Annotated in this window: 24 protein-coding genes; 11 read left to right on the forward strand and 13 right to left on the reverse strand. The window is 70.8% G+C overall.

Annotated features, from left to right (window positions below):
* Positions 1-37: 37 nt before the first annotated feature.
* Together Ari01nite_RS22885 and Ari01nite_RS22890 are read left to right on the forward strand one after the other, a co-directional pair.
* Entirely contained in the window at positions 38-838 is an 801-nt protein-coding gene (locus tag Ari01nite_RS22885) for a helix-hairpin-helix domain-containing protein (RefSeq protein WP_203783731.1), read from the forward strand.
* 353 nt (positions 839-1191) lie between these two features.
* Complete coding sequence (locus Ari01nite_RS22890) at positions 1192-1407, forward strand: hypothetical protein (RefSeq protein ID WP_203783732.1); 216 nt, start codon at positions 1192-1194, stop codon at positions 1405-1407.
* Here Ari01nite_RS22890 and Ari01nite_RS22895 read toward each other — a convergent pair.
* The 3 genes from Ari01nite_RS22895 to Ari01nite_RS22905 are packed head-to-tail and all read right to left on the reverse strand — an operon-like array spanning position 1370 to position 5354.
* On the reverse strand, positions 1370-2644 hold the full coding sequence (locus Ari01nite_RS22895) for a threonine/serine exporter family protein (protein ID WP_203783735.1): 1275 nt from the start codon (positions 2642-2644) through the stop codon (positions 1370-1372). The two genes, Ari01nite_RS22890 and Ari01nite_RS22895, sit on opposite strands and share 38 nt — an antisense overlap.
* The gene (locus Ari01nite_RS22900; RefSeq protein WP_239162932.1) at positions 2628-3974 is read right to left on the reverse strand and encodes a dipeptidase; all 1347 of its coding nucleotides are present in this window, start codon (positions 3972-3974) and stop codon (positions 2628-2630) included. Before Ari01nite_RS22900 ends, Ari01nite_RS22895 begins: the two co-directional genes overlap by 17 nt.
* Before the next feature lie 21 nt (positions 3975-3995).
* Positions 3996-5354 (reverse strand): MFS transporter, encoded by a 1359-nt coding sequence (locus Ari01nite_RS22905; protein ID WP_239162933.1) that lies wholly within the window; start codon positions 5352-5354, stop codon positions 3996-3998.
* Between the two features lie 88 nt (positions 5355-5442).
* On the opposite strand from Ari01nite_RS22905, the gene Ari01nite_RS22910 reads away from it, so the two are divergent.
* Positions 5443-6930 (forward strand): MFS transporter, encoded by a 1488-nt coding sequence (locus tag Ari01nite_RS22910; protein ID WP_239162934.1) that lies wholly within the window; start codon positions 5443-5445, stop codon positions 6928-6930.
* Between the two features lie 169 nt (positions 6931-7099).
* Positions 7100-7639 (forward strand): hypothetical protein, encoded by a 540-nt coding sequence (locus Ari01nite_RS22915; RefSeq protein WP_203783739.1) that lies wholly within the window; start codon positions 7100-7102, stop codon positions 7637-7639.
* Here the strand turns inward: Ari01nite_RS22915 and rph are convergent.
* Positions 7636-10164 carry a rifamycin-inactivating phosphotransferase gene (gene rph, locus Ari01nite_RS22920; protein WP_203783747.1) on the reverse strand — a complete coding sequence of 843 codons (2529 nt, stop codon included), beginning with the start codon at positions 10162-10164 and terminating at the stop codon, positions 7636-7638. The genes Ari01nite_RS22915 and rph overlap by 4 nt on opposite strands.
* 81 nt (positions 10165-10245) lie before the next feature.
* Between rph and Ari01nite_RS22925 the strand changes: the two genes are divergently transcribed.
* Both Ari01nite_RS22925 and Ari01nite_RS22930 read left to right on the forward strand, forming a co-directional pair.
* The gene (locus Ari01nite_RS22925) at positions 10246-11568 is read left to right on the forward strand and encodes a serine hydrolase domain-containing protein (RefSeq protein WP_203783748.1); all 1323 of its coding nucleotides are present in this window, start codon (positions 10246-10248) and stop codon (positions 11566-11568) included.
* 54 nt (positions 11569-11622) lie between these two features.
* Complete coding sequence (locus Ari01nite_RS22930; RefSeq protein WP_203783749.1) at positions 11623-12270, forward strand: hypothetical protein; 648 nt, start codon at positions 11623-11625, stop codon at positions 12268-12270.
* On the opposite strand, the gene Ari01nite_RS22935 is transcribed toward Ari01nite_RS22930, so the two are convergent.
* Entirely contained in the window at positions 12243-13364 is a 1122-nt protein-coding gene (locus tag Ari01nite_RS22935) for an epoxide hydrolase family protein (protein WP_203783751.1), read from the reverse strand. The two genes, Ari01nite_RS22930 and Ari01nite_RS22935, sit on opposite strands and share 28 nt — an antisense overlap.
* Positions 13365-13452: 88 nt before the next feature.
* Between Ari01nite_RS22935 and Ari01nite_RS22940 the strand changes: the two genes are divergently transcribed.
* Positions 13453-14058: a TetR/AcrR family transcriptional regulator gene (locus Ari01nite_RS22940; protein ID WP_203783753.1), complete on the forward strand. Its 606-nt coding sequence runs from the start codon at positions 13453-13455 to the stop codon at positions 14056-14058.
* Positions 14059-14063: 5 nt separating this feature from the next.
* Here Ari01nite_RS22940 and Ari01nite_RS22945 read toward each other — a convergent pair whose 3' ends face one another.
* The 3 genes from Ari01nite_RS22945 to Ari01nite_RS22955 all read right to left on the reverse strand — a co-directional run bounded on the left by Ari01nite_RS22945 (position 14064) and on the right by Ari01nite_RS22955 (position 16375).
* Positions 14064-15083 carry an aldo/keto reductase gene (locus Ari01nite_RS22945; RefSeq protein WP_203783756.1) on the reverse strand — a complete coding sequence of 340 codons (1020 nt, stop codon included), beginning with the start codon at positions 15081-15083 and terminating at the stop codon, positions 14064-14066.
* A 63-nt stretch (positions 15084-15146) separates the two neighbouring features.
* Entirely contained in the window at positions 15147-15542 is a 396-nt protein-coding gene (locus Ari01nite_RS22950) for a GntR family transcriptional regulator (protein ID WP_203783759.1), read from the reverse strand.
* A 5-nt stretch (positions 15543-15547) separates the two neighbouring features.
* Positions 15548-16375 (reverse strand): hypothetical protein, encoded by an 828-nt coding sequence (locus Ari01nite_RS22955; protein WP_239162935.1) that lies wholly within the window; start codon positions 16373-16375, stop codon positions 15548-15550.
* A 138-nt stretch (positions 16376-16513) separates the two neighbouring features.
* Here Ari01nite_RS22955 and Ari01nite_RS22960 point away from each other — a divergent pair, with 138 nt between their 5' ends.
* The gene (locus tag Ari01nite_RS22960; RefSeq protein WP_203783762.1) at positions 16514-17755 is read left to right on the forward strand and encodes a PQQ-dependent sugar dehydrogenase; all 1242 of its coding nucleotides are present in this window, start codon (positions 16514-16516) and stop codon (positions 17753-17755) included.
* Positions 17756-17758: 3 nt separating this feature from the next.
* Here the strand turns inward: Ari01nite_RS22960 and Ari01nite_RS22965 are convergent, their stop codons facing one another.
* Entirely contained in the window at positions 17759-18478 is a 720-nt protein-coding gene (locus Ari01nite_RS22965; RefSeq protein WP_203783764.1) for a polyamine aminopropyltransferase, read from the reverse strand.
* A 63-nt stretch (positions 18479-18541) separates the two neighbouring features.
* Here Ari01nite_RS22965 and Ari01nite_RS22970 point away from each other — a divergent pair, with 63 nt between their 5' ends.
* Positions 18542-18982 (forward strand): hypothetical protein, encoded by a 441-nt coding sequence (locus tag Ari01nite_RS22970; RefSeq protein ID WP_203783766.1) that lies wholly within the window; start codon positions 18542-18544, stop codon positions 18980-18982.
* 63 nt (positions 18983-19045) lie between these two features.
* Here the strand turns inward: Ari01nite_RS22970 and Ari01nite_RS22975 are convergent, their stop codons facing one another.
* Positions 19046-20434, reverse strand: coding sequence for a protein kinase domain-containing protein (locus Ari01nite_RS22975; RefSeq protein ID WP_203783776.1), 1389 nt, complete (start codon positions 20432-20434; stop codon positions 19046-19048).
* 244 nt (positions 20435-20678) lie between these two features.
* Between Ari01nite_RS22975 and Ari01nite_RS22980 the strand changes: the two genes are divergently transcribed.
* Positions 20679-20909 carry a hypothetical protein gene (locus Ari01nite_RS22980; RefSeq protein WP_203783787.1) on the forward strand — a complete coding sequence of 77 codons (231 nt, stop codon included), beginning with the start codon at positions 20679-20681 and terminating at the stop codon, positions 20907-20909.
* Between the two features lie 463 nt (positions 20910-21372).
* A complete protein-coding gene (locus Ari01nite_RS22985) occupies positions 21373-21672 on the forward strand; it encodes a hypothetical protein (protein ID WP_239162936.1) in 300 nt (99 codons plus the stop codon).
* Between the two features lie 203 nt (positions 21673-21875).
* On the opposite strand, the gene Ari01nite_RS22990 is transcribed toward Ari01nite_RS22985, so the two are convergent.
* The 3 genes from Ari01nite_RS22990 to Ari01nite_RS23000 form a co-directional block, all read right to left on the reverse strand.
* Positions 21876-22157, reverse strand: coding sequence for a hypothetical protein (locus Ari01nite_RS22990; RefSeq protein ID WP_203783791.1), 282 nt, complete (start codon positions 22155-22157; stop codon positions 21876-21878).
* 133 nt (positions 22158-22290) lie between these two features.
* Positions 22291-22494 (reverse strand): cold-shock protein, encoded by a 204-nt coding sequence (locus Ari01nite_RS22995; RefSeq protein ID WP_203783793.1) that lies wholly within the window; start codon positions 22492-22494, stop codon positions 22291-22293.
* Between the two features lie 547 nt (positions 22495-23041).
* Positions 23042-23461, reverse strand: a complete 420-nt coding sequence (locus Ari01nite_RS23000; protein WP_203783795.1) for a VOC family protein — start codon at positions 23459-23461, stop codon at positions 23042-23044.
* Positions 23462-23463 lie beyond the last annotated feature (2 nt).

Consider the following 23463-nt stretch of genomic DNA (forward strand, 5'->3'; position numbering starts at 1 on the left):
CGCTACATCTGCACGACTGATTGCCCGGAGGCCCTGCATGGCTTCGTTCCTCTTCTTTGTTGCCGGGGTCGTGATCGGCCTGCTCGGCGGCTGGGTGCTGTGGGGGCGCCGCGCCGCCGACAAGCCGTCCGCCTCGACGCCGGCCAAGTCCGCCACGACGCCCACCTCGACGGTCACCGCTCCGAAGGACGTGACCACCGCGCAGATCCCGTCGGCGAAGTCCACCGACGACACACCGGCCGCCGACCGCGAGCCGGCTACGAACACCAAGGCCGTGACCGTTCCGGCGGCGACCGCGACGGCGCTGGGCCCGGCGGCCGAGCCCGACCTCAAGCCGGCCCCCGTCGCCCAGCCCATCGCCCAGCCCGTCGCCGAGCCCGTCGCCGAGCCCGAGCCAGCCGCGACGACCCCGGTCGCGGAACCGGTCGCGGAACCGGTGGCCGAGCCCGACCCGGTCGTCGTGCCGAAACAGGCCACCGAGCCCATCGCCGCGGTGGCCGACCTGCCGGAGCCGGTCGCGGCCGAGCCCGCGGTCACCGAGCCGCTCGTCACACCAGCCGAGCCGGTCGTCACTCCGGCCGAGCCGGTCGTCACTCCGGCCGAGCCGGAGAAGCCGGCCCCGGTGGCGGTCGCGGTGGCCGACGACCTCACCCGGATCGCCGGCATCGGCCCGAAGATCGCCACGGCGCTGGCCGCCGCCGGCATCACCACCTACCAGCAGGTGGCCGACGCCGACGTGGCCACCCTGCGCGCCGCGATCACGGCCGCCGGCCTGCGCTCGGCACCGAGCCTGGCCACCTGGCCGGAGCGCGCCAAGCTGCTGGCCGACCAGTCCTGACATCCGGTTCCGGCGCGGATCGGCCGGACGGAAGGCGGCCCGGCGCGATCCATGGGGCCGGACGGGACCCAGCGGATCGCGACCCGACCCGAAAATGAATGCCCGGCGGACGGTAAATCCGCCGGGCATTTGCCTGTCCCAGGACGGCCACGCAGCCGAGCCGCAGGCCAACGCCGGTGCGCGGGCGGCAGTCAGGGTCCGGCCCGGGCGCCGCGGACTATCCGGGTCCCGTTAATGCACGAATGCAATTCCCTGAATCCGTTCAGCCGCTGTCCACCATTCGTTAATCGGGTGGTTGGTTCATCCGCCGGGAAGGAGGTGTCCGGCGGTCGTCGTCCCGAAAACTTGCCGGCATGACGATCGAAGCCGAGACCGACCTTTCGGCGTACGTGCTCCACCTGCTCGACGCCCACCTGGCGGCCATGCACGATATCCGCGAGCGGATGCGGCTCGGCGGCACCATCAGTCCCGGCGCCCGGCGCACCGCCGCGCTGGACAGCATCGTGGCGGCCCGGCGATATGCGGACCGGCTCACCGGCGCGCTGGGCGATCCGCAGTCCGATCGGTGAGGATCCAGCCCAGCGTGCGTGCCAGCGAGCGATAGAGCGGGTATCCGCAGAGCACCCCGAGCGCGATCGCGATCATCGACCAGACCGTGCCGAACAGGTCCTCGGCGGCCGCTGCCGGGTCGCGGTCCAGATACTCGGTGACCCCGATGAGGCCCAGCGCGCCCGGCACCAGCAGCCAGAACGCCGGCAGGAAGGACACCAGCGCGGGCGGGCCGGACGGCCGGCGCTCCACCGCGTACGCCACCGGGGTCATGGCCAGCGCGCCGAAGAAGCCGCTCAGGTAGCTCCCGAAGATCAGGTTGCCGAGGAACTGGCCGAGCCAGGCGACCGTGAGCACCAGCAGCAGCCAGGGCAGCGAGCGGGGCGGCGCCGAGTGGAACCAGTACGTGCCGAGGCCCACCACCAGCACCCCGAGCCACGGCGCCCACCAGCCGATCAGGTTCTGCGGGCTGTCGATCAGCTCGTCCGCCGCGGGCAGCGTCACCACCTGGGTGGCGGCGGTGATGCCGAAAGCGAGCAGCATCAGCTGGAGTCCGCCGGAGACCAGCCGGCTGGCTCCGGTGATCATCTCGCCGGCGGACAGTTCGACCACCGCCATGGTGAGCGCGGCGCCGGGCAGGAAAGTGACCAGCGGCGCGATCATGGCGCGCAGGTCGGCGTCCGCCCAGCCCTCCCCCGCGAGAAGGAACGTACAGCTCGCGACCAGGAACGCCACCGTCACCGGCATGATCATCTGGAGGCTGGACCAGCGCGCGCCGACCAGCTTGAGCAGGGCGACCAGCACCCCGAAGATCGCCGACAGCACCAGGTCGCCCCAGGTCGGCTGGAGCACCAGGCAGATGCCCGTGGTCAGCACCGCGTGACCGATGATGGTCATCCCGGGGCCGAACCGCGGCCGCATGTCGACGATCTCCAGCACCTGGCGGCTGCCGTCGGCCGGCGCCAGGCCGCCGCGCCGCGCGGCGCGCAGCACCTGGTACAACGCGGCGGCCTGGTCCAGCCGCAGAATCCCGCGGAGCTGGCGGGTGGGTTCGAGAGTTGCCGCGCGTCCGGGTTCGAGGGCGATTTCCACGTACGTCGGAAAGACCGCGACCCGGGCATGCGGCGCACCGTAGGCGGCGGCCACCTCGATCAGGTGGTCCTGGGTCTGGTTGACCGCCTCCCCCGCCGCCGTCAGGCCGCTGCCCAGATAGAGCAGGAACCGGAGCAGTTCCTGCTCGTCATCGGGCTGACGCATAGTTCCGCAGGAACAGCGCCTCCACCAACGCCATGTTCTCGATCTCGGACGGGTCGACGCTCTCGTTCGGCGCGTGGATCAGGCAGCGTGGCTCCTCCACCCCGATCAGCATGATCTCGGCGTCCGGGAAGGTGTCCTGGAAGACGTTGCACAGCGGGATCGAGCCGCCCTGCCCCTCGATCATCGCGGGCCGCCCGTACACCTGCTGCATGGCGCCGGTGAGCGTGTCGAACGCCGGCCCGCTGGTGGCGCCCTGGAACGGCTCGCCGTCCGCCTCGCGGGTGATGTCCACCCGGACGTTCCACGGCGCGGCCTGCCGCAGATGCTCGATCAGCGCGTCCTGCGCGGTGCGGGCGTTCATACCGGGCGGCACCCGCAGGTTGATCCGGGCCCGGGCGCGCGGCTGGATGGCCGCCGACGAACCGACTACCGGCGGGCAGTCGATGCCCAGCACGGTGACCGCGGGCCGGGCCCAGACCAGGTCCGCCACCCGGCCGTCGCCGAGCAGGTCGACGCCGTCGAGCAGGCCGGCGTCGGCCCGGAACTGGTCGGCCGGGTAGTCGGCGCCGGGCCAGACCTGAGTGGTGTCGAGGCCGTGGACCGTGGTGTTGCCGCGCTCGTCGCGCAGCGTGGCCAGCATGTGGATGAGCGCCGCAAGCGCGTCCGGGGCCGCGCCGCCGAACATGCCGGAGTGCATCGGCCCGGCCAGCGTCTCGACCGAGACCACCACGTTGGCCAGACCGCGCAGGCTGCTGGTCACGGCCGGCACGCCCACCGCGAAGTTGCCGGCGTCGCAGACCAGGATCGCGTCGGCCTGCAGCAGCCCGGCGTTGGCGGGCACGAACGCCTCGAGCCCGCCGGTGCCCTGCTCCTCCGAGCCCTCCCCCACGATCTTGACGGTGACCGGCAGGTGGTCGCGGACCGCCCGCAGCGCGGTGAGGTGGGTGGCGATGTTGCCCTTGCAGTCGGCGGCGCCCCGGCCGTACCAGCGGCCGCCCCGGTCGGTCAGCTGCCACACCGGGCTGTCCCAGGCCGCGACGTCGAGCGGCGGCTGCACGTCGTGGTGGAAGTAGAGCAGCACGGTCGGCGCGCCGGGCGGGCCGGCCAGCGAGCCGCAGACCGCCTTGCTGCCGTCCGGCGTCGGGTATGCGGCCACGTCGTCGAAGCCCAGGCCGCGGAACGTGCGCAGCAGCCAGTCGACCATCCCGTCGCATTCGGACACCGGGAACTGGGCCGGGTCGTGCACCGATTTGAAGGCCACCATTTCCGCCAGGTCGTCGCGGGCCTGCGGCATGAGCGCCTTGACCCGGCCACGGAGTTCGTCGAGCACAGCACCTCTCCTTTACGGTCGTTACGCGTGCGGCTTCGGCCAGAGCTGCCGTACGGCGAGCAGGGCGGCCAGCACGATCAGGCCGGTGATCACCAGCGTCCCGCCGGTGCTGAAGCCCTCGGACAGGCCGCTGAGCACGGCCACGCCGAGCGCGCCGCCGACCATGCTGGACATCTTGAAGAAGCCGGCCGCCGCACCGGACAGTTCGGGCGGCACCTCGCCGACCGCGGTGTCCGAGATCGGGGTGGACAGCAGGCCGAGTCCCACGCCGATGACCAGCAGGCCGGCCGCGAGCAGCCAGAGCGAGACGTCGTCGGTCAGGAACCCGAGCACGAACAGCCCGCCGGCCAGCAGGACCAGGCCGAGCAGCACCGGCATCCGGCCGCCGCGCCGCGCCGACATCCGGGAGCCGCGCGGGATGAACACGAAGATGCCCACGGTGGCCGGCAGCAGGAGCAGGCCGGCCTGGACGGCGTCGTACCCGCGGACGTTCTGCAGCCAGAGCACGAGCAGATAGCTGAGGCCGGCGAAGGCCAGGTTCATCACCAGGTTGGCGGTGAGCGCGGCGTCGTACGGGCGCAGCCGGAACAGGTCCAGCCGGACCAGCGGCTCGGCGGCCCGCCGCTCGATCGCGTACCAGGAAAATGCCAGCAGGACCGAGACGACCAGCAGGACCACCACCAGCGGATCGGACCAGCCCACGCCAGGCCCGGCGGTGAGGCCGAAGAGCAGGGCGAAGATGGCCAGCCCGATGGTGACCAGGCCGAGCCAGTCGATGCGGCGGGAGGCGTGCGGGTCGAGCGACTCCGGGGTGGACACGCGCAGCGCCAGGTAGGTCAGCGCCGCCACCGGCAGGTTGATCCAGAACAGCCAGGGCCAGCCGAGGGTGTCGGTGAGCAGGCCGCCGACCGCCGGGCCGATCGCCTGCCCGCCCCAGGCCACCGCCTGCCAGACCCCGAACGCGGTGAGCTCGGCCGGCCCGCTGAACTCGGCCGGGATCAGCGCCAGCGTGGCCGGCAGGATCAGCGCCGCCCCGATGCCCATCAAGGCGCGCCCGGCGATCAGCGTGCCGACGTTCGGGGCGAGCGCCGCGACCAGCGAGAAGGCGGCGAACAGCACGATGCCGATCGACAGCATGCGCCGCCGCCCGAAGATGTCGCCGAACTTGCCGGCCGCGATCACCAGCGCGCCGGTGACCAGGCTGAACGCGTTGTTCGCCCACTGCAGGGCGGCCATCTCGGCGTCCAGGTCGTCGGCGATCGCCGGCACCGCCACGCCCAGGTCGGCGAAGGCCAGCCAGACCATGCCGGCCGCGGCGCAGATCGCGGTCAGCGAGAGGCCGCGACGGGTCGTCGGGCCGGTGGTGGTGGCATCGGTCACCGCGTCAGTCTCGGAATCCGGACCGGGTCCCGGCATCATCCGCCCCGGGCGATGTCCGGCCCCGCCACCCCGCCCGAGACTGACCGGCGTGACGAACACTTCGACGAACCGCACCGCCGGCCTGGGCGTACTGCTGGCCGCGTGCATCTCCACATTCGTGGTGAACGCGAACACGTCGGCGGTCACCATCCTGCTGCCCGCGATCAGCGAGGACACCGGCGCGCCGGTCGCCACCCTGCAGTGGGCGGTGACCGGCTACATGCTGGTCGGCGCCGCGGTGATCGTGACCTCCGGCGCGCTGGGTGACGTGTTCGGCCGCCGCAAGGTCTTCCTCGGCGGCCTGCTGCTGTTCGTCGCCTCGTGCGCGCTGATCGCCCTGTCCACCAGCGCCACCGGCGTGATCGCCGGCCGCATGATCCAGGGCGCGGCCGGCTCGACCATCCTGGCCTGCGGCATGAGCCTGCTCTCGGTGGACTCGGCCGGCCAGGGCCAGATGAAGGCCATCACGCTCTGGGGCGCGGCGTCCGCGGCCGGCGGCGCGGCCGGCCCGCTGGTCGGCGGCCTGCTGGTCGGCATCACCGGCTGGCAGGGCCTGTTCTGGATCGACCTGCTGATCGCCGCCGCCTGCATCCCGGTCACCCTGTTCATGGTCCGCGAGTCCCGCGACGAGTCCCGCTCGCACGTGATCGACTGGGCCGGCACCGTGCTGATAGCGGTGATCCTGGTGCCGTTGGTCCTCGCGCTGAGCGAGGGCGGCGACTGGGGCTGGCTGTCCGTCGCGACCATCGGCTGCCTGGTGCTGGCGGCGCTGGGCGTGGTGGCTTTCGTGGCCGCCGAGCGCCGGGTCTCGGCCCCTCTGGTCGACCTGAACCTGTTCCGCAACCGCGTGCTGGTCGGCGCCACCCTGGCGATCCTGCTGGTGGCCGGAACCATCAACGGTCTCATGTACGTCCTGAGCCTCTACTTCCAGGATCCGGCGTCCTTCGGCATGACCGCCCTGCAGGCCGGCCTGGCCACACTGCCCGCGGTGGCCGTGATGATCGCGATAACCCCCCTGATAACCCCGATTGCCGTACGCATCGGCTCGCGCCGGGCGGTGGCACTGGGCTTCCTGCTGTCCACGGCCGGCTTCGCGGTCCTGGGCTTCGCGTCGTCGTCCTGGAAGTACACGGCGTTCGTGATCCCGCTGGTGGTGATGGCCGTCGGCCTCGGCCTGGCGAACGGCCCCGCATCCTCGGCGTCGACCTCGTCGGTGGACCCCGAGGAGGTGGGCGCGGCCGCCGGCATCTCCAACATGGCCAGGTACGTGGGCGGCTCACTGGCCACCGCGGCGACCGCCACCGTGTACGCGGCCGCCATCGAGACCCAGAAACAGGCCGGCGCGTCCCCCGCCGAGGCCCTGGCCACCGGCCTGTCCCGGGCCGCCATCCTGATGGCGGTGCTGGCCGCCCTGGGCGTAGCCCTGGCCGTCCTGATGGGCCGCCACCGCGAGGCCCGCACCACAGCCGTCCACCGAGCAGCCGGCGCCGCCGCGTTCGGCCACACCATCCCCACCGCTACGACCACCACCCGGTGAACGTCAAGCAATGCCTTCGGTCTGGGGTGAATGCGGGATCCGGCAATTCTATTCAGGGGTGGGTGAAAGGTCTGGAGCGGCCCGGGCCGGGGTCCGGAGGATGAGGCCTTGAGCGCGGCGATCGTCGCGGGTGTGGGTGCCCGCAGCGCCGGCGCACGGGGAGCATCGAATGAGACGACTGTTGCGGGCCGCGGTGGTGGCGGTGCTGGTCGGTGGTGGCGTGGTGAGCGTGCCGGGAGCGGCGGTGGCGGCCACCACCTGCAGCCGCAGCTGGCACTTCATCACGCACGGCGAGACCGGCCTCAACGTCCGGCCGGATCCGTTGATGTACCAGGGGAACACCACCCTCTACGCGGACGGCGTACCGGGGGACGACACCTGGAACCAGCAGTTCATGTTCTGCCGTGACCCCGGGTGGGGCACGGACCACTACGCCATCTACTCCAACCTCACCGGCCGCTACTGGTCGTACGGCACCAACGGCGTCCTGTACGCCGGCGCCGAGGGAATTCACGGCACGCAGCAGCTTTTCCAGGTCTGGAAGTACGACAGCACCTGGTGGGTGATCCGGGCGGTGGGCTTCCCGTTCTATGCCCGGTACGCCCACCCCAACCCCACCCGCGGCTGGAGCAACCAGATGGAGGCGGTGGCCGGTCCGCTGAACGGCACCATGCTGTTCCGGATCACCCCGTCCGACCTGATGAGCTAGACAGCTCCGGGGAGGAGTTCGACGTAGCCGCCGGAGCCGTGGACCCGGATGCGTTGGCCGTCCTGGATCAGGTGGGTGGCCCGGTGTACGCCGACGACCGCCGGCAGGCCGTATTCGCGGGCTATCACGGCGCCGTGGGTCATCAGGCCGCCCACCTCGGTCACCAGGCCGGCCACGGTGACCAGGACGGGCGTCCAGCTCGGGTCGGTGTACGCGGTGACCAGGATGTCGCCCGGCTGCAGGTCGGCCTGGGCCATGTCGAGGACCACCCGGGCCCGTCCCTCCACGGTGCCGGCCGAGACCGGGAGGCCGGCCAGGGCGCCGTCGGGCACGTCGTCCCGGTGGTGGGCGCCGGTTACGGCCTCGCCGTCCGAGGTGAGCACCGGGGGCGGGGTCAGGGCCCGGTACGACCGGAAGTCCTCCCGGCGCCGGGAGATCAGGGCGCCGTCGGCCTTCTTCGTGCGTACGGCCTCCTGAAGCTCTTGGAAGGTCAGGTAGAAGGCGTCCTCGATGGACCGGAGCACACCGGCGCCGACCAGGTTTTCGGCCTCGCGCAGCAGGGCCTCCTTGTAGACGTAGTAGCGGCTCACGATGGCGTATTTCGGGTATTCGCGGTAGCCGATGAAGGTCCGCAGCCGGTCGATCATGCGTTCGGTCTCGAGGGCGCGGGATTCGCCGTCCGGCAGGGCGCTGAGGCGTACCAGAACCTCTTGTGCCTTTTGCTCTGCTGCCTGCCGGCCCTGCTCGAAGCGCCGGTGGGCAGCGCCGGGCTCGAAGTTGCGGACGTTGTCGAGGATCACCGGCAGCAGGGTGGTGGGGCGCTCGATCCAGCGTGGGCGGGTGATGTCGATCTCACCCACGCAGCGCACGCCGTAGCGGTCCAGGTAGGACTCCAGGGCGTCGCGGGCCGCGGTGCCACCCGGCACCTGCGGCAGGTCGTCGAGGAAGTCCTCGTCCCGCACCTCCTCGAGGAACGCCACCACGTCGGGATGAGGGCGGATCGCGTCGGCGACGTCCAGCAGCCCCAGGCCCATCTCCGAGGTGATGTTGCCGGGGGCGGAGAGCGTGAGGGTGTCGGCGGCGTTCCGCTCCCCCAGCCACTCCTCCAGGTGGTCGTTGAGCCACCAGGTGGCCTCCATCCCGGCCATGATCGCCTGGAAGCTCAGCGGGTCGCCGAGGGCCCGCTTGTGCTCCTCGAAGGCCGCCGGCAGGAAGTCGAACAGCGCTGGTCCGGACCTCTTCGCGACCTCCCGCCGCAGCTCGGCGACGGATGCCTCGCTGCGCTCGATCAGCTCCGTGACGATCGCCGGATCGGTCGCGACCGGCTCCGGCGCGGCCGGCCGGGTGGCGGGCGGCGGCGGGTCCGGCAGCGGCGCGACGAAGTCGACGACGGTCTCCAGCGCGGCCCTGATCGACGGGTCGCCCCGGCCCATCACCGCCAGCAGGGCGGACCGGCTCGCCGGTGCGCCCAGACGCTGGGTGACGTCGACGAACAGCCGGCCGCCGGCCTCGTGCATCGGCGCCAGGGCGGTGAGCTGCCACATCGAGTAGCCGAGGGGCTTCATCGGGTCGGTCATCATCTGCTGGTGGCCGACCGAGACGTAGACCCGGTTCTCGCCGTCGGCGGCCGCCGGCACCGGGAACAGCGTCGTGATCGGCCGGCTCTGCACGATCAGGAAGCCGTCGCCGGCCAGGCACCACTCGATGTCCTGCGGGCGGCCGAAGTGTGCCTCGATCCGCCGGCCGAGAGCGGCGAGCCGGACGACCTGCTCGTCGGTCAGGGCCGGCTGGTCCCGCCGGGCCGGCTCGATCGCCCGCTCCTCGGTGCCACCGGCCGGCCGGGCATGGAGGGCAAGCTGCTTGGTGGCTATCGTCCGGGTGACGATCTCGCCGTCGCGCACCTTGAACACGTCCGGGTTCACCAGGCCGGACACCAGCGCCTCGCCCAGGCCGAAGCCGGCGTCCACCGAGGTGACCCGGCGGTTGCCGGTGACCGGGTCGGCGGTGAACAGGATGCCGGACGCGTCCGGGACGACCATCTGCTGGACGACCACGGCCATCTGGACCTCGCGGTCGTCGATGCCGTGGCGCCGGCGGTAGGCGACCGCCCGATCGGTGAACAGCGACGCCCAGCACCGGCGGACGTGGTCGAGGACCGCGGCCGGGCCGATCACGTTCAGGTAGGTGTCCTGCTGACCGGCGAACGAGGCGGTCGGCAGGTCCTCGGCCGTCGCGCTGGACCGGACCGCGTACGCGACCTGGTCGTCGACGGCGCCGAGGATCGCCGCCGCGAGATCGTCCGGTACCGGCGCGGTCTCGACGGCCCGGCGGAGCCCGGCGCTGTCCGTGCCGCCCCGGTCGAGTGGCACCGAGGTCATGATCTGCCGGAACGCGTCCGTCGTCACGCAGAAGCCGGGCGGCACCCGGACGCCGTCGATGCGCATCAGCGTCCCGAGGTGTGCACCCTTGCCGCCGACGACCGAAATTTCCCCGCCGGCCTCGGACAGATTCAGCACGTACCGCATTCCCGGTCCTTCCTGACTTTCTATTGCCCGACCTTAAGCAAACCGGCGCTGCCGGCCACGGCGCCGTGGTTCATTTCTCCCATGCGTCTTTCCACGGTCGTGACCGCGTTGATTCTCGGCGCCGGCGCCGTCGCAGCACCGGCGACAGCCGCCCCGGACACCCTCTCACCCGAGCTGCAGCGCCTGGTCGACCAGGTCGGGCGGCACGTCTCGCTGGCCGCACTCGCCGCCGACGGAACGCTGGCCGGCCTGGAGCGGGCCACCCGGCCGGTGGAACCCGCGCCGTTCGACATCACGGCCGAGGACAACCCGCGCACCGGCGGGCCGGGCGGGCTGGGCACCTCCGGCAAGACGTTCGACATGGACCTCTTCGAGCGGAACCTGCGCGCCACGCTGGCCGGCAGGACGGTCGGCTTCGCCTATTCGATCGGCAAGGCCGGGAAGCTGGAGCGGCAGGCCGGCGTCGGTTCCGCCCGGGTGGCGCCGGACCCCGCGGTCACGCCGCAGTCGGCCACCAAGGTGATGACGGTGGCGAGCATCAGCAAGCCGGTGACCGCCGCCGCGACGCTGCGCCTCCTCGAGCAGAAGGGCATCGCGGTCGACAGCCCGATCGGGCCGTGGCTGCCGGAGGCGTGGAAGCGCGGCACCGGGGTCGACAGCATCACGTTCCGCGAGCTGATGACGCACCGCAGCGGCCTGCTCCAGAACTATCAGACCGCCACCGGCACCACCGCGGGCACCTCCACCGGTTCCTGGGACAACATCCGGATCGCGGTCGGCCAGAACCTGGGATCCAAGAGTTACAAGTACGCCAACATGAACTTCAGCATCTTCCGGATCATGGTCCCGAAGATCGCGTACGGCCTCGACTTCAGCAAGCTCTACGACGCGCCGCCGCCGAACGTCACCCCCGCCCAGCTCGACTATCTGACCGGTGTCGTGTTCCTGGGTTACCTCAAGCCCGTCCTCGCGCTCGCCAACACCACCGTGAGCTGCAGCAATTCCGACCCCAACCCCACCAAGCTGTACGCCTACCCGACCGGCGGACAGGCCGGCTGGGGCCCGGCCGACTACGTCTCCAGCTGCGGCGGATTCGGATACAACCTGTCGGCGAACGGGATCGCGTCGTTCATCTCGCACGTGCGCTACACCACCAAGCTGGTCTCGGCGGCCGCCCGCTCGCACATGGTCGACGGGCAGCTCGGCCTCAAGGCGTACAACGGCAAGTACGGCACCTACCACGGGCACGGCGCGGTGTGGGCGCAGTCCGGCGGCCGGGGCATGCGCGGCTGCGTCATGTCGTTCCACATCCAGGTCGACGTGGCCCTGCTGGTGAACAGCCGCGGCGACTACCCGCACGGGTGCACGGTGGTCCTCGAGGCGTTCGACAACGCCTGGCGCTGAAATAGTCTCCGGCTGCCGGCCCTGTTCCAGGAGATCGTCGCCGAACGGAAGCCGGTGTACTGGCGGCGGCTGGCCGGCGTCGGGGTGGCCGCGGCGGTGGTGTTCGGTGTCGTCGCCGCGCTGCCCGCCGAGGTCGGCACACCGCCGGTGCAGGCGCGGGCCGTGCAGTTCACCGAGAGCGGCGGCTTCCTGGAGATCCGGATCAAGGACCCGGCCGCCGACCCGGAACGGTACCGGCGGGAGATCGCCGAACGCGGCCTCGACATCACGTTGAAGCTCGCGCCGGCCCCGGCCGAGCAGGTCGGGCGGGTGATCTTCACCGAGGAGAGCGTGCCGGGCGTCCGGGCGCTCGAGACGCCCGGCCACTGCACGGCGAACGGCAACTGCTCGGTCGGCATACGGGTGCCGCTGACGTACCGGGGCACCGCCGTGATCGTCTTCGGCCGGCAGGCCGGGCCGGGCGAAGAGGTCGAGGGCGGCGATACCGGGCTGGCCCGGCGCATGATCGGGAAGACCGTGGGAGAGGTCCGGGCGGGCGGCAAGTCGCTGGCGTACCGGTCGGTGCCCGGTGCGGCGGACCTGCCGGCCGCTGCGGTCCCGGACGACTGGTTCGTCCTGGACGCCGCGACCGGCACCGGTGGCCTCCTGATCATCTGGGTCTCGGCCGACCGCGACTACACCGCGCCGCCGCGGACCCGCTGAAAGAACGCGCGCACGTCGTCGGCGTACAGCTTCGGTTGCTCCGCGGAGAGGAAGTTGCCACCGGCCGGAAGTTCCGTCCAATGCGCAACCGGCGTCTCCCGCTCCGCGAAGCGGCGGACCGTGATGTCGGTGACCGCGAGCGCGACGCCGAGCGGGACCGTCGACTTCTCCTTGGGTGCCCACGCCGACGGGTCATGCGCCATCTCCCAGTACAGGTTGGCCGACGAGCCCGCGGTGCCGGTGAACCAGTACAGGCTCACGTTGGTCAGCAGCAGATCGCGGTCGATCGCGTCCTCGGGCAGGTCGGCCGACGGGTCGGTCCACTCCTTGAACTTCTCGACGATCCAGGCGAGCTGGCCGGCGGGTGAGTCGTGCAGGCCGAACGCGAGCGTCTGCGGCCGGGTCGACTGGATCGCGTTGAAGCCCATCTTGTCGTCGCGGAAGTCCTGCAGGCGCTGGAGCCGGGCCTGCTCGGCCTCGGTCAGACCGTCGAAGTCGTCGGGGGCGCCGGACGGGAAGGTCAGGTGCCCGTTGACGTGCACGCCGATCACCCGTTCGGGCGCCTGCCGGCCCATCTCGACCGCGATGGCGGCGCCACCGCCGTTGCCCTGTACGCCGTACCGGTCGTACTCCAGCCTGGCCATGATCTCGTTGAGCGCGGCGGCGCTGCGCGCGGTGTTCCAGCCGGCCGAGGTGAGCGGGCCGGAGAAGCCGACGCCCGGGTTGCTGGCCAGCACCAGGTGGAAGTCGGCCCGGAGCGCCTCGACCACCGGCAGGTAGAGCGCGAACGAGGCCGGCCAGTCGTGGCTGATCAGCAGCGGCACCGCGGCCGGGTTGTCCGAGCGGACGTGCGCGAAGTGCAGGATCTGGCCGTCCACCTCGGTCCGGAACTGGGGCAGTTCGTTGAGCCGGCGCTCGGCGGCCCGCCAGTCGAACTCGTCGGCCCAGTAGGCGGCCAGCTCGCGCAGGTAGCCGACCGGGACGCCCCGGCTCCAGCCCTGGCCGGGGATCTCGCTGCCCCACCGGGTGCGGCGCAGGCGGTCGCGGAGGTCGTCGACGTCGGCCTGCGAAATCTCGATGCGGAACGGCTGCATGATGGTCTCCCGTAGGTTGGAACGGAATGCTTCGTTCCGCTTCAGCCTAGCAGAGCGGAACGATCCGTTCCACTGTTAATCTGAGGCAATGACGACGGCCGGACGGACCCAGCAGGCAGCGCGCAACAACGAGGCGATCCTCACCGCGGCGCGGGAGGTGTTCCTGGCCGACCACCGGGCGCCGATCTCGGCGGTCGCCGAGCGGGCGGGCGTGGGCATCAGCGCGCTCTACCGGCGCTACCCCAGCAAGGAGGACATGCTGCGCACGCTGTGCCACGACGGCTTGCGCCGCTTCATTTCCGAGGCCGAACGCGCGGCGGCGGAGCCGGACGACTGGGCCGCCTTCGAGTCGTTCCTGCGCGCCGTGGTCGACGCCGACGTGCACTCGCTGACCGTGCACCTGGCCGGCACGTTCCAGCCCACCCCGGTGATGTTCTCCGACACCGAGCGGGCCGATGCGCTGGCCCGGGCCCTGTTCGAGCGGGCCCGGCCGCAACTGCGGCCGGGCGTCGACCCGGCCGACATCACGATGCTGCTGGAGATGTGCGCGGCGGTCCGGGTGCCGGACGCCGAGCGCACCGGGCAGCTGCGGCGGCGCTATCTGGCGGTGCTGCTGGACGGATTGCGCACCGGAGGCGAGACGCCGGGGCCGGCGCCGACCGATGCGGAACTGGGCTGGCGCTGGCGCCGGTGACGCCGTCAGATCCCGCGGCCGCGCTGGGCGACGCCCTGCGGTCCGTACGGATACTCGCCGGTCACCGGGGTGCTGGCCTCGGTGAGCAGCTCGGTTTCCTTGTCCGACAGGTGCAGGCCCGCGGCGCCGAGGTTGTCGTCGAGCTGCTCGAGGGTGCGGGCGCCGAGAATCACCGAGGTGACGGCCGGCCGGCCGGCGAGCCAGGCGAGCGACACCTGCGACATCGACACGCCGCGTTCCTCGGCGACGCGGCGGACGGCCTCGAGAATGTGCCAGGTGCGGGAGTCGGCATTGCGGGGGCCGTACGCCTCCATGCCGCGACCCGGGTCCTCGCCGAGCCGGGTGTCGCCGGTGGGCACGTCGTCGCGTACGTATTTGCCGGTGAGCCAGCCGCCGCCCAGCGGTGACCAGGGCAGAATGCCGATGTTCTCATTGCGGCACACGTCCACCAGCTCGAACTCGATCTCGCGTGCCAGCAGGTTGTACTGCGGCTGCAGGGTGACGATCGGGGCGAGGCCGCGGAACCGGGTGAGCAGCGCCGCCTTCTGCAACTGCCAGCCGAGGAAGTTGCTGACCCCCACATAGCGGATCTTGCCGGCCCGGACCGCGTCGTCGAAGAAGCCGAGGGTCTCCTCGATCGGGGTCAGCGGGTCCCAGGCGTGCGCCTGGTAGAGGTCGATCGTCTCCACGCCGAGGCGGCGCAGGCTGGCGTCGAGCGCACGGGACAGGTGCACCCGGGTCAGCCCGCCCGCGTTCGGGTCATCGCCCATCGGAAAGCGGCCCTTGGTGGCGATGACGAGCTGATCCCGTACGCCCGCCCGGGCCGCCAGCCAGCGCCCGATGACCTCCTCGGAGCCGCCGCGCGAATAGACGTCGGCGGTGTCGACGAAGTTGCCGCCGGCCTCGACGAACCGGTCGAGCTGGGCGTGCGACACCTCCTCGCTGCTCTCCTTGCCGAACGTCATCGTGCCCAGGCACAGCGCCGACACGACCGTGCCGGTGCCACCCAGAGTGCGGTACTCCATAGTCGGCTCCTCAATCCCGGATGACTCCGGTATCCCTCCGGCCGGCGCGGTCAAACCACCCTGTCATGCCCCATTCGGCTCAGGGGCGGCGGCAGATGCTGCGACCCCCCGGGTCAGCGCCGCCCGCACGATGCGGATGGCCTCGTCGGTGTCGATGCCGACGCTGGCGATCACGGCGGCGTAGTCGGCGGCGGCGCGGCCGGCACGTTCGCGTCCCTGTTCGCCGGCCGCGGACACGAACGAGCCGGCCGATCCGCGGGTCTCGATCAACCCCGCGTCCTCCAGCTCCCGGTAGGCCCGGCCGACGGTGTTGACGGCCAGGCCGAGGTCCGCGGCCAGCCGGCGGATCGTCGGCAGCCGGGCGCCCACGGCCAGCGTGCGGTCCTGGATCTGCCTGGCGAGCTGGGCCCGGAGCTGCTCGAACGGCGGGACGGGGGAGGTTGCGTCGATGACGATCATCCGGTTCACGGTGCGCTCACGACCTGCCGCGCCACCGTGGCGGTCCGGGCGGTTCGGGTGTCGATCAGGGCCTGCGCGATGACGCTCAGCAGGATGAAGACGAGCCAGGAGGCGTTCCACCACCCGAAGCCGGTGCTGAACATCGACACGACCGGCAGGGACCACACCGACCACACCGCGGTCGGCATGGCGCCGACCCGGGCGTCCTCGACCCGCATGATGACGTCGGCGGTCAGCGACACCTCGTCGTCCGCCACGACCGGGTGCGTCAGGATATGGCGCAGCTCGACGGCAACGCCGGCCGCGAGCCCGAACAGCCCGATGAGCAGAATGACCGCCGCGTACCTGACGGTGGCGTCCGGCAGTGCCAGGGCGCCGACCGCCAGCACCGCGGCCCCCGCGAACGTGGTCACCGTGAAGGCGGCACGCGGCCAGCCGAGCACGGTACGCCAGCCGAGCCGGACCGCGTACGCCGCCCGCCGCGGCAGCGTCGCACCGGCGCGCCGGTCGACCCGCCGGACCCACCAGTCCAGCAGCGCCTGGGCCACCACCAACCCGACCACCAGGGCGACCACCAGCAGTAGCGACCAGCTCCGGTACGACCCGGCCTCGTCGGGCAGGCCCCCGGTGTAGACGAGGGCAGTCGCGATGAGGAACACGGCCAGCAGAATCGCAGCGGCCAGGCGGGCACGCCGCCGCACCGCCAGGCGCGCCGCCAGCAACGGCGTCGGCCGGGCGTCGGCCAGGCCGTGCCCGGCCAGCCACACACCGGCCTGCTCCAGGTCCGCCGGACGCACCGGCGGGTCGACATCCGGCAAGGTCCCGTTCGGCATGTCGCCTCCCATGTCTCAAGTCTTGTCTCAACATGATGCGTCAAGACTTGCGACAAGTCAATCACTCATATTGGCGCCGATCGATGTACGGTGGGAACGCTCCCAGATTGCGCCCCCCTTCTGCTGAAGGAGCTGAACATGTCGCGACGGCGTCGCCGCCCGGCCGCCATGCTGGCCGGCCTGCTCGTTCTGGTCCTGTCCGCGCTCCTGTTGCCCGCGGCATCGGCGGCCGGCACCGCCGCTGACGGCGCATCCCGCCTCCCCGCGGTGCCACTGGCAGAGCTGACCGTGGTATCCGAACGGGTGGCCACCGGCCTGCGTCGCCCGATCGCGATCACCGGACTACCGGACGGCCGGATGCTGATCGCGGAGAAGAGCGGCACGGTCCGCGCCTACCATCCCGACACCGGGCTGGCGGTCGAGCCGGTGCTCGACCTGACCGCCCGGATCGACGAGTCGGGCAACGAGCGCGGCCTGCTCGGCATCACGCCGGCGCCGAACTTCGCGCGGACCGGGATCCTCTACGTGGCCTACACGGCACTGCCGGCCGGCACGCTGACCCTGGCCCGGGTCTCCCTCGCCGCCCCGGAGCAGGTGCAGGTGCTGCTCACCCAGGAGCACGCCGAGTACAGCAACCACAACGGCGGACAGGTGGCATTCGGCCGCGACGGCTACCTCTACTGGTCCCTCGGCGACGGCGGCCACGCGAACGACCCGTTCAAATCCGGTCAGAATCTCGGCACCCTGCTCGGCAAGATCCTGCGGATCGACGTCAACCGCACCTGCGGGGACAAGGCATACTGCGTGCCCCGCAGCAACCCGTTCGTCCGCACGGCGGGCGCGCGACCGGAGATCTGGCTCTACGGACTGCGCAACCCGTGGCGGTTCTCCTTCGACCCGGTCGACGGCTCGATGTGGATCGGTGACGTCGGCCAGGGTCTGGTCGAGGAGATCAACCACATCCGCCCGTGGCAGGGTGGCGCGAACCTCGGCTGGTCCTGCCGGGAGGGCACCCCGGTGTTCGACCAGGAGCAGTGCCGGTCGGACGTGCGGTACACCGACCCGGTCTACGAGTACGACCACTTCAACTTCAACTGCTCGGTGACCGGCGGCGTGGTGTACCGAGGGTCCCAGACCCCCGAGGCATGGGGCACATACGTCGCGAGCGACTATTGCTCGACCCGCGTGTTCGCCGTACGTCCCAAGCCCGGCGGCGGCTACGAGACCGCCATCATCGGCAACTTCCCCACCCAGCCGTCCGCCATGGACGTCGACGTCCACGGCGAGCTGTACGTGCTCAGCGACCTCCCGGGATACCTGAACCGGGTGCGTTTCGAGCGGATTCAGCCCGCCCCCAGCAGCTCAGTGGCCAACCCCTGAGGGTCAGCCGGCGGAGGTCGCGACGTAGACAGTGTTGGCGGAACTGCCCCCGGTCAGCGGGTTGGGGAACGTCACCACATGGGCGGTTGCCGTGACGAAACACTGCCGCAGGACGGTGAGGAATGCCTCGTCGGGTGCGTCGTCGGACCACAGTCCGAACGCCCCACCCGGGCGCAGGCGGCTGCCGAGCCGGCGTAGTCCGGTGGTGGTGTAGAGGTCGGCGTGGGTGGGGTCCAGAACGTTGACGGGCGAGTGGTCGATGTCGACCAGGATGGCGTCGAAGCGGCGGTCCGGTGCGGCCGGGTCGAACCCCGTGCCATCGCGCAGCATGGCGAAGAAGTCGCCTTCCACCAGGGTGGTGCGGGGATCGGCGGTGAGCGTGCGGGCCTGAGGGAGCAGGTCACGGCGATGCCAGTCGATCACCGGCGCCAACGCCTCGACCACGATCACCGACCGGACCCGGTCGTCGGCGAGGGCGGTGCGGGCGGTGTAGCCGAGGCCGAGACCCCCGACGACGACGTCCAGCGGTGCGTCCGGCAGGGCCGCGAGGGTGAGCCGGGCCAGTTCCTGCTCCGCGACCGTGAACAGGCTGGACATCAGATACTCGTCGCCGAGTTTGACCTCGTACACCTCAGTCTGGGTGGTGGGCTCGAGGCGCCGGCGCAGGCTGACCTCGCCGATGCGGGTGGGGACCCAGTCCAGTTCGGCGAATCGCGGGTGCATTGGCGCTGTCCTTTCGGCGCTGTGGATTGCGCCGGCGGGAGCGCGAGAGGCTAGTTTACGCGGATGAGTCTGCTTGATGACGTGGCGACCCGTGACGCCTGGCGGTGCTGGGTGTGCGACGAGCCGGTCGACCCCGACATGCCGGTGAACGATCCGCGCGGTCCCAGCGTCGACAGCCGCACCGCCGACCGGAAGGCCAAGGTTGCCGAGCGGCTCGCGCACCGTGCCTGCAACACCCGCAAGGGCGCGGTGAAGGTGGTCATCGGCTGGCCGGACCGTCTGCATGTGGTGGAGCCGGCGCCGCTGATCGCGGTTGCCGAGCGCCTCGAACGTAAGGGCGGCCGCGAGTTGGTCGCCCGCTGTCCGAGCCGGAAGGACGCCCAGGACGCGGCGGACTGGCTGGCCGACCGGTTCACCCGGCTGGTGCCCGGACTGCCGGTAACCGCGAGCGTCGATGCAGGCGGCGGCCAGTTCCTCGTCACCCTGACCGCGGGCCGTCGCTGACCGGTGACCCCGGAGCGAGGGGACCCCGGAGCGAGGGGACCCCGGAGCGAGGGGACCCGCGCGTCAGGATCGCTTGGTGCAGACCAGCTTCGACGTGTTGACGTTGTCGGACCCGTAGGCCGCTCCGATCGTGAAGCAGTAGTCCACCGAGGCGCTGAGCCCAAAGACGGTGTAGCTGGTCTCGGCCGCCGTCAGCTGCTGAAAGACTTTGGGAGAGTCACCCGAACGGCTGCCGGAGATGAGTTGGACGTCAGGTTGGGGCGTTGGGGCGTCCCAGCTGAGCGTCACCTGTTCACCCTGATCGGTGATGCGAACACGAGTCGGTGAATTGGCCATCGGGTGCGTGCTTGAGGCTGGCGGGTTCCGCGTCGATCCGCTGGCCACGGGCACGGATGTCGGCTTTGACGCCACGGGGGCCGCGTCGAAAGTTTGCGATATCTGCCACGGCCAAGTCAGCCCTGCCCAAGTGCTGACGCTGGCGAGCGCGGCGACCACGACGAGTGCGAGGTGACGCCGCGTGATTTGTCCCGTTGTGGTGGTCTCGCCGGGAAGTGACGGCGACGCAGTTGCGGACCGGACTTTCGGGCGGGTTGCCGGAATCCGTTCGCGGCCCGTGCCCATGGCTACGCCACGGTCGGCTGCCAGCAGCATGTCGAGTAGCTCGGGTGCTGCGGGACGCTGAGACGGATCCTTGGCCAGAGCCCGTTCGACGGTGCTGCGGAGCGGGCCGGTGAGACCGTCGAGTTCCGGCTCGGCGGTGAGGATCCGCACGGCGGTGACCGCGGGCGTGTCGCCGCGAAATGGCGTGTGCCCGGTGGCGGCGTAGGCCACTACCGCTCCCCAGGCGAACACGTCGACGGCCGGCGTCACCGACCGCCCAGCCGAACCGTCGAGCCGCTCGGGGGCCATGTAGGAAACCGTGCCCACCATCTGGCCGGTCCGGGTGTGGGCGCTGGTCGCCTCCAGCGCACGGGCGATGCCGAAGTCGATCACCTTGGGAGAGCCCAGCGCGAAGAGAACGTTGTGCGGCTTCAGGTCACGGTGGATGACACCGGCGCCGTGAATCGCCACCAACGCGGTCGCTACTCCGACCGCCAGGCCGTGCAGAGCGCCGCCGGTGAGCGGCCCGCCGCGGGCGACGATCTCGGCGAGATCCGGCCCGTCGATATACTCGACAACCAGGTACGGAGTGGCGTGATCCGGGTCAGCGTCGAGGACAGTCGCGGTGCAAAATGGAGGGACCTGGAGGGCCCGGTCGACCTCGCTGCGGAACCGGGCCCGAAACTCGTCCATCGCCGCGAACTCCGGCTTGACCACCTTTACCGCGACGATCCGGCCGTCGGAATCCCGGGCCTGGTAAACCACGCCCATGCCTCCTTCCCCGATCACGCCGAGCAGTTCCCACTTGCCCAGCCTGCGGGGATCATGCAGCCGTAGCGCCTTCACCGACATTTCGCAGCAGCACTCCTGAAGAACCGTCATCGTGCCGGGAGCAACGTAGCAGCACTCGTCGAGTCGAGCCCTGAAGCTGCGACGCTGCGACGGCGTGCCTGCCCCTCTGGGCCGCCGGCGCGGTGACCGACTCCTCGACGAGGAGCGCCTTTGATGCCGGGTGATAGCTTGCGGAGGAAGATGGTTGCGCATCCGCCGCGGTGGGCCGCCAGATTGCCAGCCTTACCGCGTTCTGGGAGATGCGATGACGAGCAACAACACGCCTCGAGGCACCGCAGATCTCGGAATCTGGGCAAATCTCGGTGTCTGGATCGCATTTGGCGCTTGCTTCGGCCTTCTCTTCGGCGTCATCGTCGGGGGTTTCTCCGACAGCGTCACCTTCGGAGTCGGGCTAGGTCTGCCCCTGGGCACGGGCCTGGGTGTGGTCGCCGGCTCCGTCTTCATCGCGCGAAGCAAGGCCGGCGGCGAATCCTGAGTGTCGCGCCCGAGTATGGGCTCCGGATGGTCTGCCCCTCGCTCTTTCTCGCCGGTGAGCTGAAGCCCGAGTTTCCGGGGCGAAGCGGCCGGCCCGCGCCCACGGGGCATCGGGATTGCAGCCGAGATGCTGGCGCCCTCCGGTCCGTCGTGCCCACCGAAGCCGAACTGGTCACCGAGCCCCACCGGCCAGTGGATGATCAAGCGGCTGGCCGCTCTGCCCGGCGACCCGGTCCCTGCGGACCTGGCCATCGTCCCGGAGCCACTGACCGGGCCGGTGCCCGCAGGCTGCCGCGGTCGATACGGCGAGCGCGAACGACTCGCGGCTATGAGAGGGGCGTCCGCTCATGCCCGATAGCCAACGGCTTGGTGCCGACATGACACGTTTTGTCCTAGGCTAAGGCATGCTCGAAGCAGGCAGCCGGCAGCGTAATCAGCCGGCACCACCCCATGTCGTCTTCGAGGTGCTGACCGACCCCGACCGGGATCCGGCTCGACCGTGGTTGTTGCTCTTGGACGATGAGCAGCCGCCGCAGCTGATCGATGCCCGGGAGCCGGATTTCGTTGTTTGGTCCTCTCTGTGGAAAAGGCGGCCCGACGCCCGAGTTCGATTCGACCTGGCGTCCGACGGCACGGCAGGAACTGACCTGCGGTGGACCCTGCTCGTGGAGGAGCCGCTGCCGGATCCGGCGCTGCTCGGACACCTGCGCAAGCGGCTCAACGAGCTGATCAACGCGAACCTGCGGTACACATTCGGGCAGTAGCCGGGCCGACCATCGGACGGCACGCCTTGTTCGCGGCAGACGGGGATGCCGGCCATGGTCACGTGGTGGGTTCTGATTGCCTGACGCGTCGACCAACCCCCACGATATGAGAGCGGGCATCCGACGCTGCGTGCTCTCGTCGCTGCAACAGAGCAGAGTGACCGTTCGCGGCGGCGATGAGCGGCGGGGCGTGCGGCGCATCATCAGAAGGGTGCGGGTCCGCGGCCTGCCAGTGACATCAGCACCTGCGTGGCGAGTAGCTTGCGCATGCCGGTGACGGCGACTGCCCCCACCCGATCGTAGGGCAGTTCCAGTTGGATCTCCTCGACGGCGTTGCGCAGCTCCGTCGTGACCTCGTCCGGACGGAACGTGCCGCCCCAGCCGTTCAGTCCTCCGCGGTGGTTGGTGCTGAGGGAGGCCATGCCGGAAACGGATGCGCCGTCCACCAGGATCAGCCGCGCAGGGCCAGAGTAGGTCGTCGCCATTGTCATGTCCTTCGTGGTGTCGCGCCGTGTACCCGCGGTTGCGGATCGAGAGCTTTCACGATGCCGTGGCAAGCGCGTGAAACGCCGAACGGCGACCCGCTGAACCAGTGGGCCGCCGTTCGCAAGGCGTGGGTCAGAGCGGGCGGATGTTCTCCGCCTGCGGGCCCTTGTTGCCCTGGGCGATGTCGAACTCCACCTTCTGGTTCTCGTCGAGGCTGCGGTAGCCGCTCGTCGAGATCTGGGAGAAGTGGGCGAAGACGTCAGCGCCGCCGTCGTCCGGGGTGATGAAGCCGAAGCCCTTGTCGGCGTTGAACCACTTCACGGTACCTGTAGTCATGTCTACTCCTTCGCAGGCTGCTTAGCGACCGCACTGCGCGGACTCTAACGCTGCCGCGTTGATAACCCGCGTCGAAACGACACGAAAAACGGAAAAGCGCCTAGATGGGTTCAGATACCCCATCAGGCGCCGGAAACGTCTACGGAAATCAAAACTGCAACCGGGCCAGCCTAGCACGGGCCTTCCCCTCATCGCCAATCGGGTGCGCTCACATCGGCAACTGCGCGCGCCGTTTGGCGGCCTGCTGCCGCCGCGCCTCCCAGCCAGGGCCTGGTTGGTGGGTGGGCGGTCAAGTGGGCCGGCGAGAGGGCTTCCGGTCGGCGATGCCAAGAGCTCTGTGCACGACACGGTTCGCGTCCCGACCGAATCCTGAGGTTCCCAAGCCAGAGCACGAGCTCGCCCCCGCCGATTCGGCATGTGACGACGATCTTCCTGAGGTGCCGAGCTTCCTGAGGTGCCGAGCTTCCTGAGGTGCCGAGGCCGGTGCCGCATGTTCCCGGTGCCCCGCCGACTCCTGTACCCCCACCCACACGGCTGAATGGACCGTTCAGGCGACGAAAACGCAGAACGGATGACCGTCCGGATCCGCGTACACCCGCAGCGGCTCATCCGGATCCGCGCTCCGGTCGTACAGCAGCGACGCGCCCAACCCCAACGCCCTCTCGTGCTGCGCATCCAGCTCCTGCACCGACTCGACCGTGGTGTCCAGGTGGGCCTGCTGCGGCACCCCGCGCTCCGGCCACGTCGCCTTCGGCAGCTCCTCCACCTGCTGGAACGCCAGCTGGATGCCACCGTGCGGGTTTTGCAGGACCAGCCAGTCCTGGCCCCGCTCGTCCGGGGCGCCGGCCGCCGGTGGCTCGTCGCCGGGACGGTACTGCAGGCCGAACAGCCGGCGGTAGAACTCCGCCAGCGTGCGCACATTTGTGCTGTCCAGGACCATCTGGCGCAACGCCGGGTAGACCGTCATGT

The sequence above is a fragment of the Paractinoplanes rishiriensis genome, from assembly GCF_016862375.1.
In the GTDB taxonomy this organism is placed as follows: domain Bacteria; phylum Actinomycetota; class Actinomycetes; order Mycobacteriales; family Micromonosporaceae; genus Actinoplanes; species Actinoplanes rishiriensis.

Bases quoted from the DNA above. Each gene is read 5' to 3' on its own strand.
- Ari01nite_RS23000 (WP_203783795.1), bottom strand. From the start codon at position 23,461: ATGACGGTCTACCCGGCGTTGCGCCAGATGGTCCTGGACAGCACAAAT.
- Ari01nite_RS22885 (WP_203783731.1), top strand. From the start codon at position 38: ATGGCTTCGTTCCTCTTCTTTGTTGCCGGGGTCGTGATCGGCCTGCTC.
- Ari01nite_RS22890 (WP_203783732.1), top strand. From the start codon at position 1,192: ATGACGATCGAAGCCGAGACCGACCTTTCGGCGTACGTGCTCCACCTG.
- Ari01nite_RS22995 (WP_203783793.1), bottom strand. From the start codon at position 22,494: ATGACTACAGGTACCGTGAAGTGGTTCAACGCCGACAAGGGCTTCGGC.
- Ari01nite_RS22950 (WP_203783759.1), bottom strand. From the start codon at position 15,542: ATGATCGTCATCGACGCAACCTCCCCCGTCCCGCCGTTCGAGCAGCTC.
- rph (WP_203783747.1), bottom strand. From the start codon at position 10,164: ATGCGGTACGTGCTGAATCTGTCCGAGGCCGGCGGGGAAATTTCGGTC.
- Ari01nite_RS22925 (WP_203783748.1), top strand. From the start codon at position 10,246: ATGCGTCTTTCCACGGTCGTGACCGCGTTGATTCTCGGCGCCGGCGCC.
- Ari01nite_RS22895 (WP_203783735.1), bottom strand. From the start codon at position 2,644: ATGCGTCAGCCCGATGACGAGCAGGAACTGCTCCGGTTCCTGCTCTAT.
- Ari01nite_RS22970 (WP_203783766.1), top strand. From the start codon at position 18,542: ATGAGTCTGCTTGATGACGTGGCGACCCGTGACGCCTGGCGGTGCTGG.
- Ari01nite_RS22975 (WP_203783776.1), bottom strand. From the start codon at position 20,434: ATGTCGGTGAAGGCGCTACGGCTGCATGATCCCCGCAGGCTGGGCAAG.
- Ari01nite_RS22915 (WP_203783739.1), top strand. From the start codon at position 7,100: ATGAGACGACTGTTGCGGGCCGCGGTGGTGGCGGTGCTGGTCGGTGGT.
- Ari01nite_RS22960 (WP_203783762.1), top strand. From the start codon at position 16,514: ATGTCGCGACGGCGTCGCCGCCCGGCCGCCATGCTGGCCGGCCTGCTC.
- Ari01nite_RS22940 (WP_203783753.1), top strand. From the start codon at position 13,453: ATGACGACGGCCGGACGGACCCAGCAGGCAGCGCGCAACAACGAGGCG.
- Ari01nite_RS22955 (WP_239162935.1), bottom strand. From the start codon at position 16,375: ATGCCGAACGGGACCTTGCCGGATGTCGACCCGCCGGTGCGTCCGGCG.
- Ari01nite_RS22945 (WP_203783756.1), bottom strand. From the start codon at position 15,083: ATGGAGTACCGCACTCTGGGTGGCACCGGCACGGTCGTGTCGGCGCTG.
- Ari01nite_RS22965 (WP_203783764.1), bottom strand. From the start codon at position 18,478: ATGCACCCGCGATTCGCCGAACTGGACTGGGTCCCCACCCGCATCGGC.
- Ari01nite_RS22980 (WP_203783787.1), top strand. From the start codon at position 20,679: ATGACGAGCAACAACACGCCTCGAGGCACCGCAGATCTCGGAATCTGG.
- Ari01nite_RS22935 (WP_203783751.1), bottom strand. From the start codon at position 13,364: ATGCAGCCGTTCCGCATCGAGATTTCGCAGGCCGACGTCGACGACCTC.
- Ari01nite_RS22990 (WP_203783791.1), bottom strand. From the start codon at position 22,157: ATGGCGACGACCTACTCTGGCCCTGCGCGGCTGATCCTGGTGGACGGC.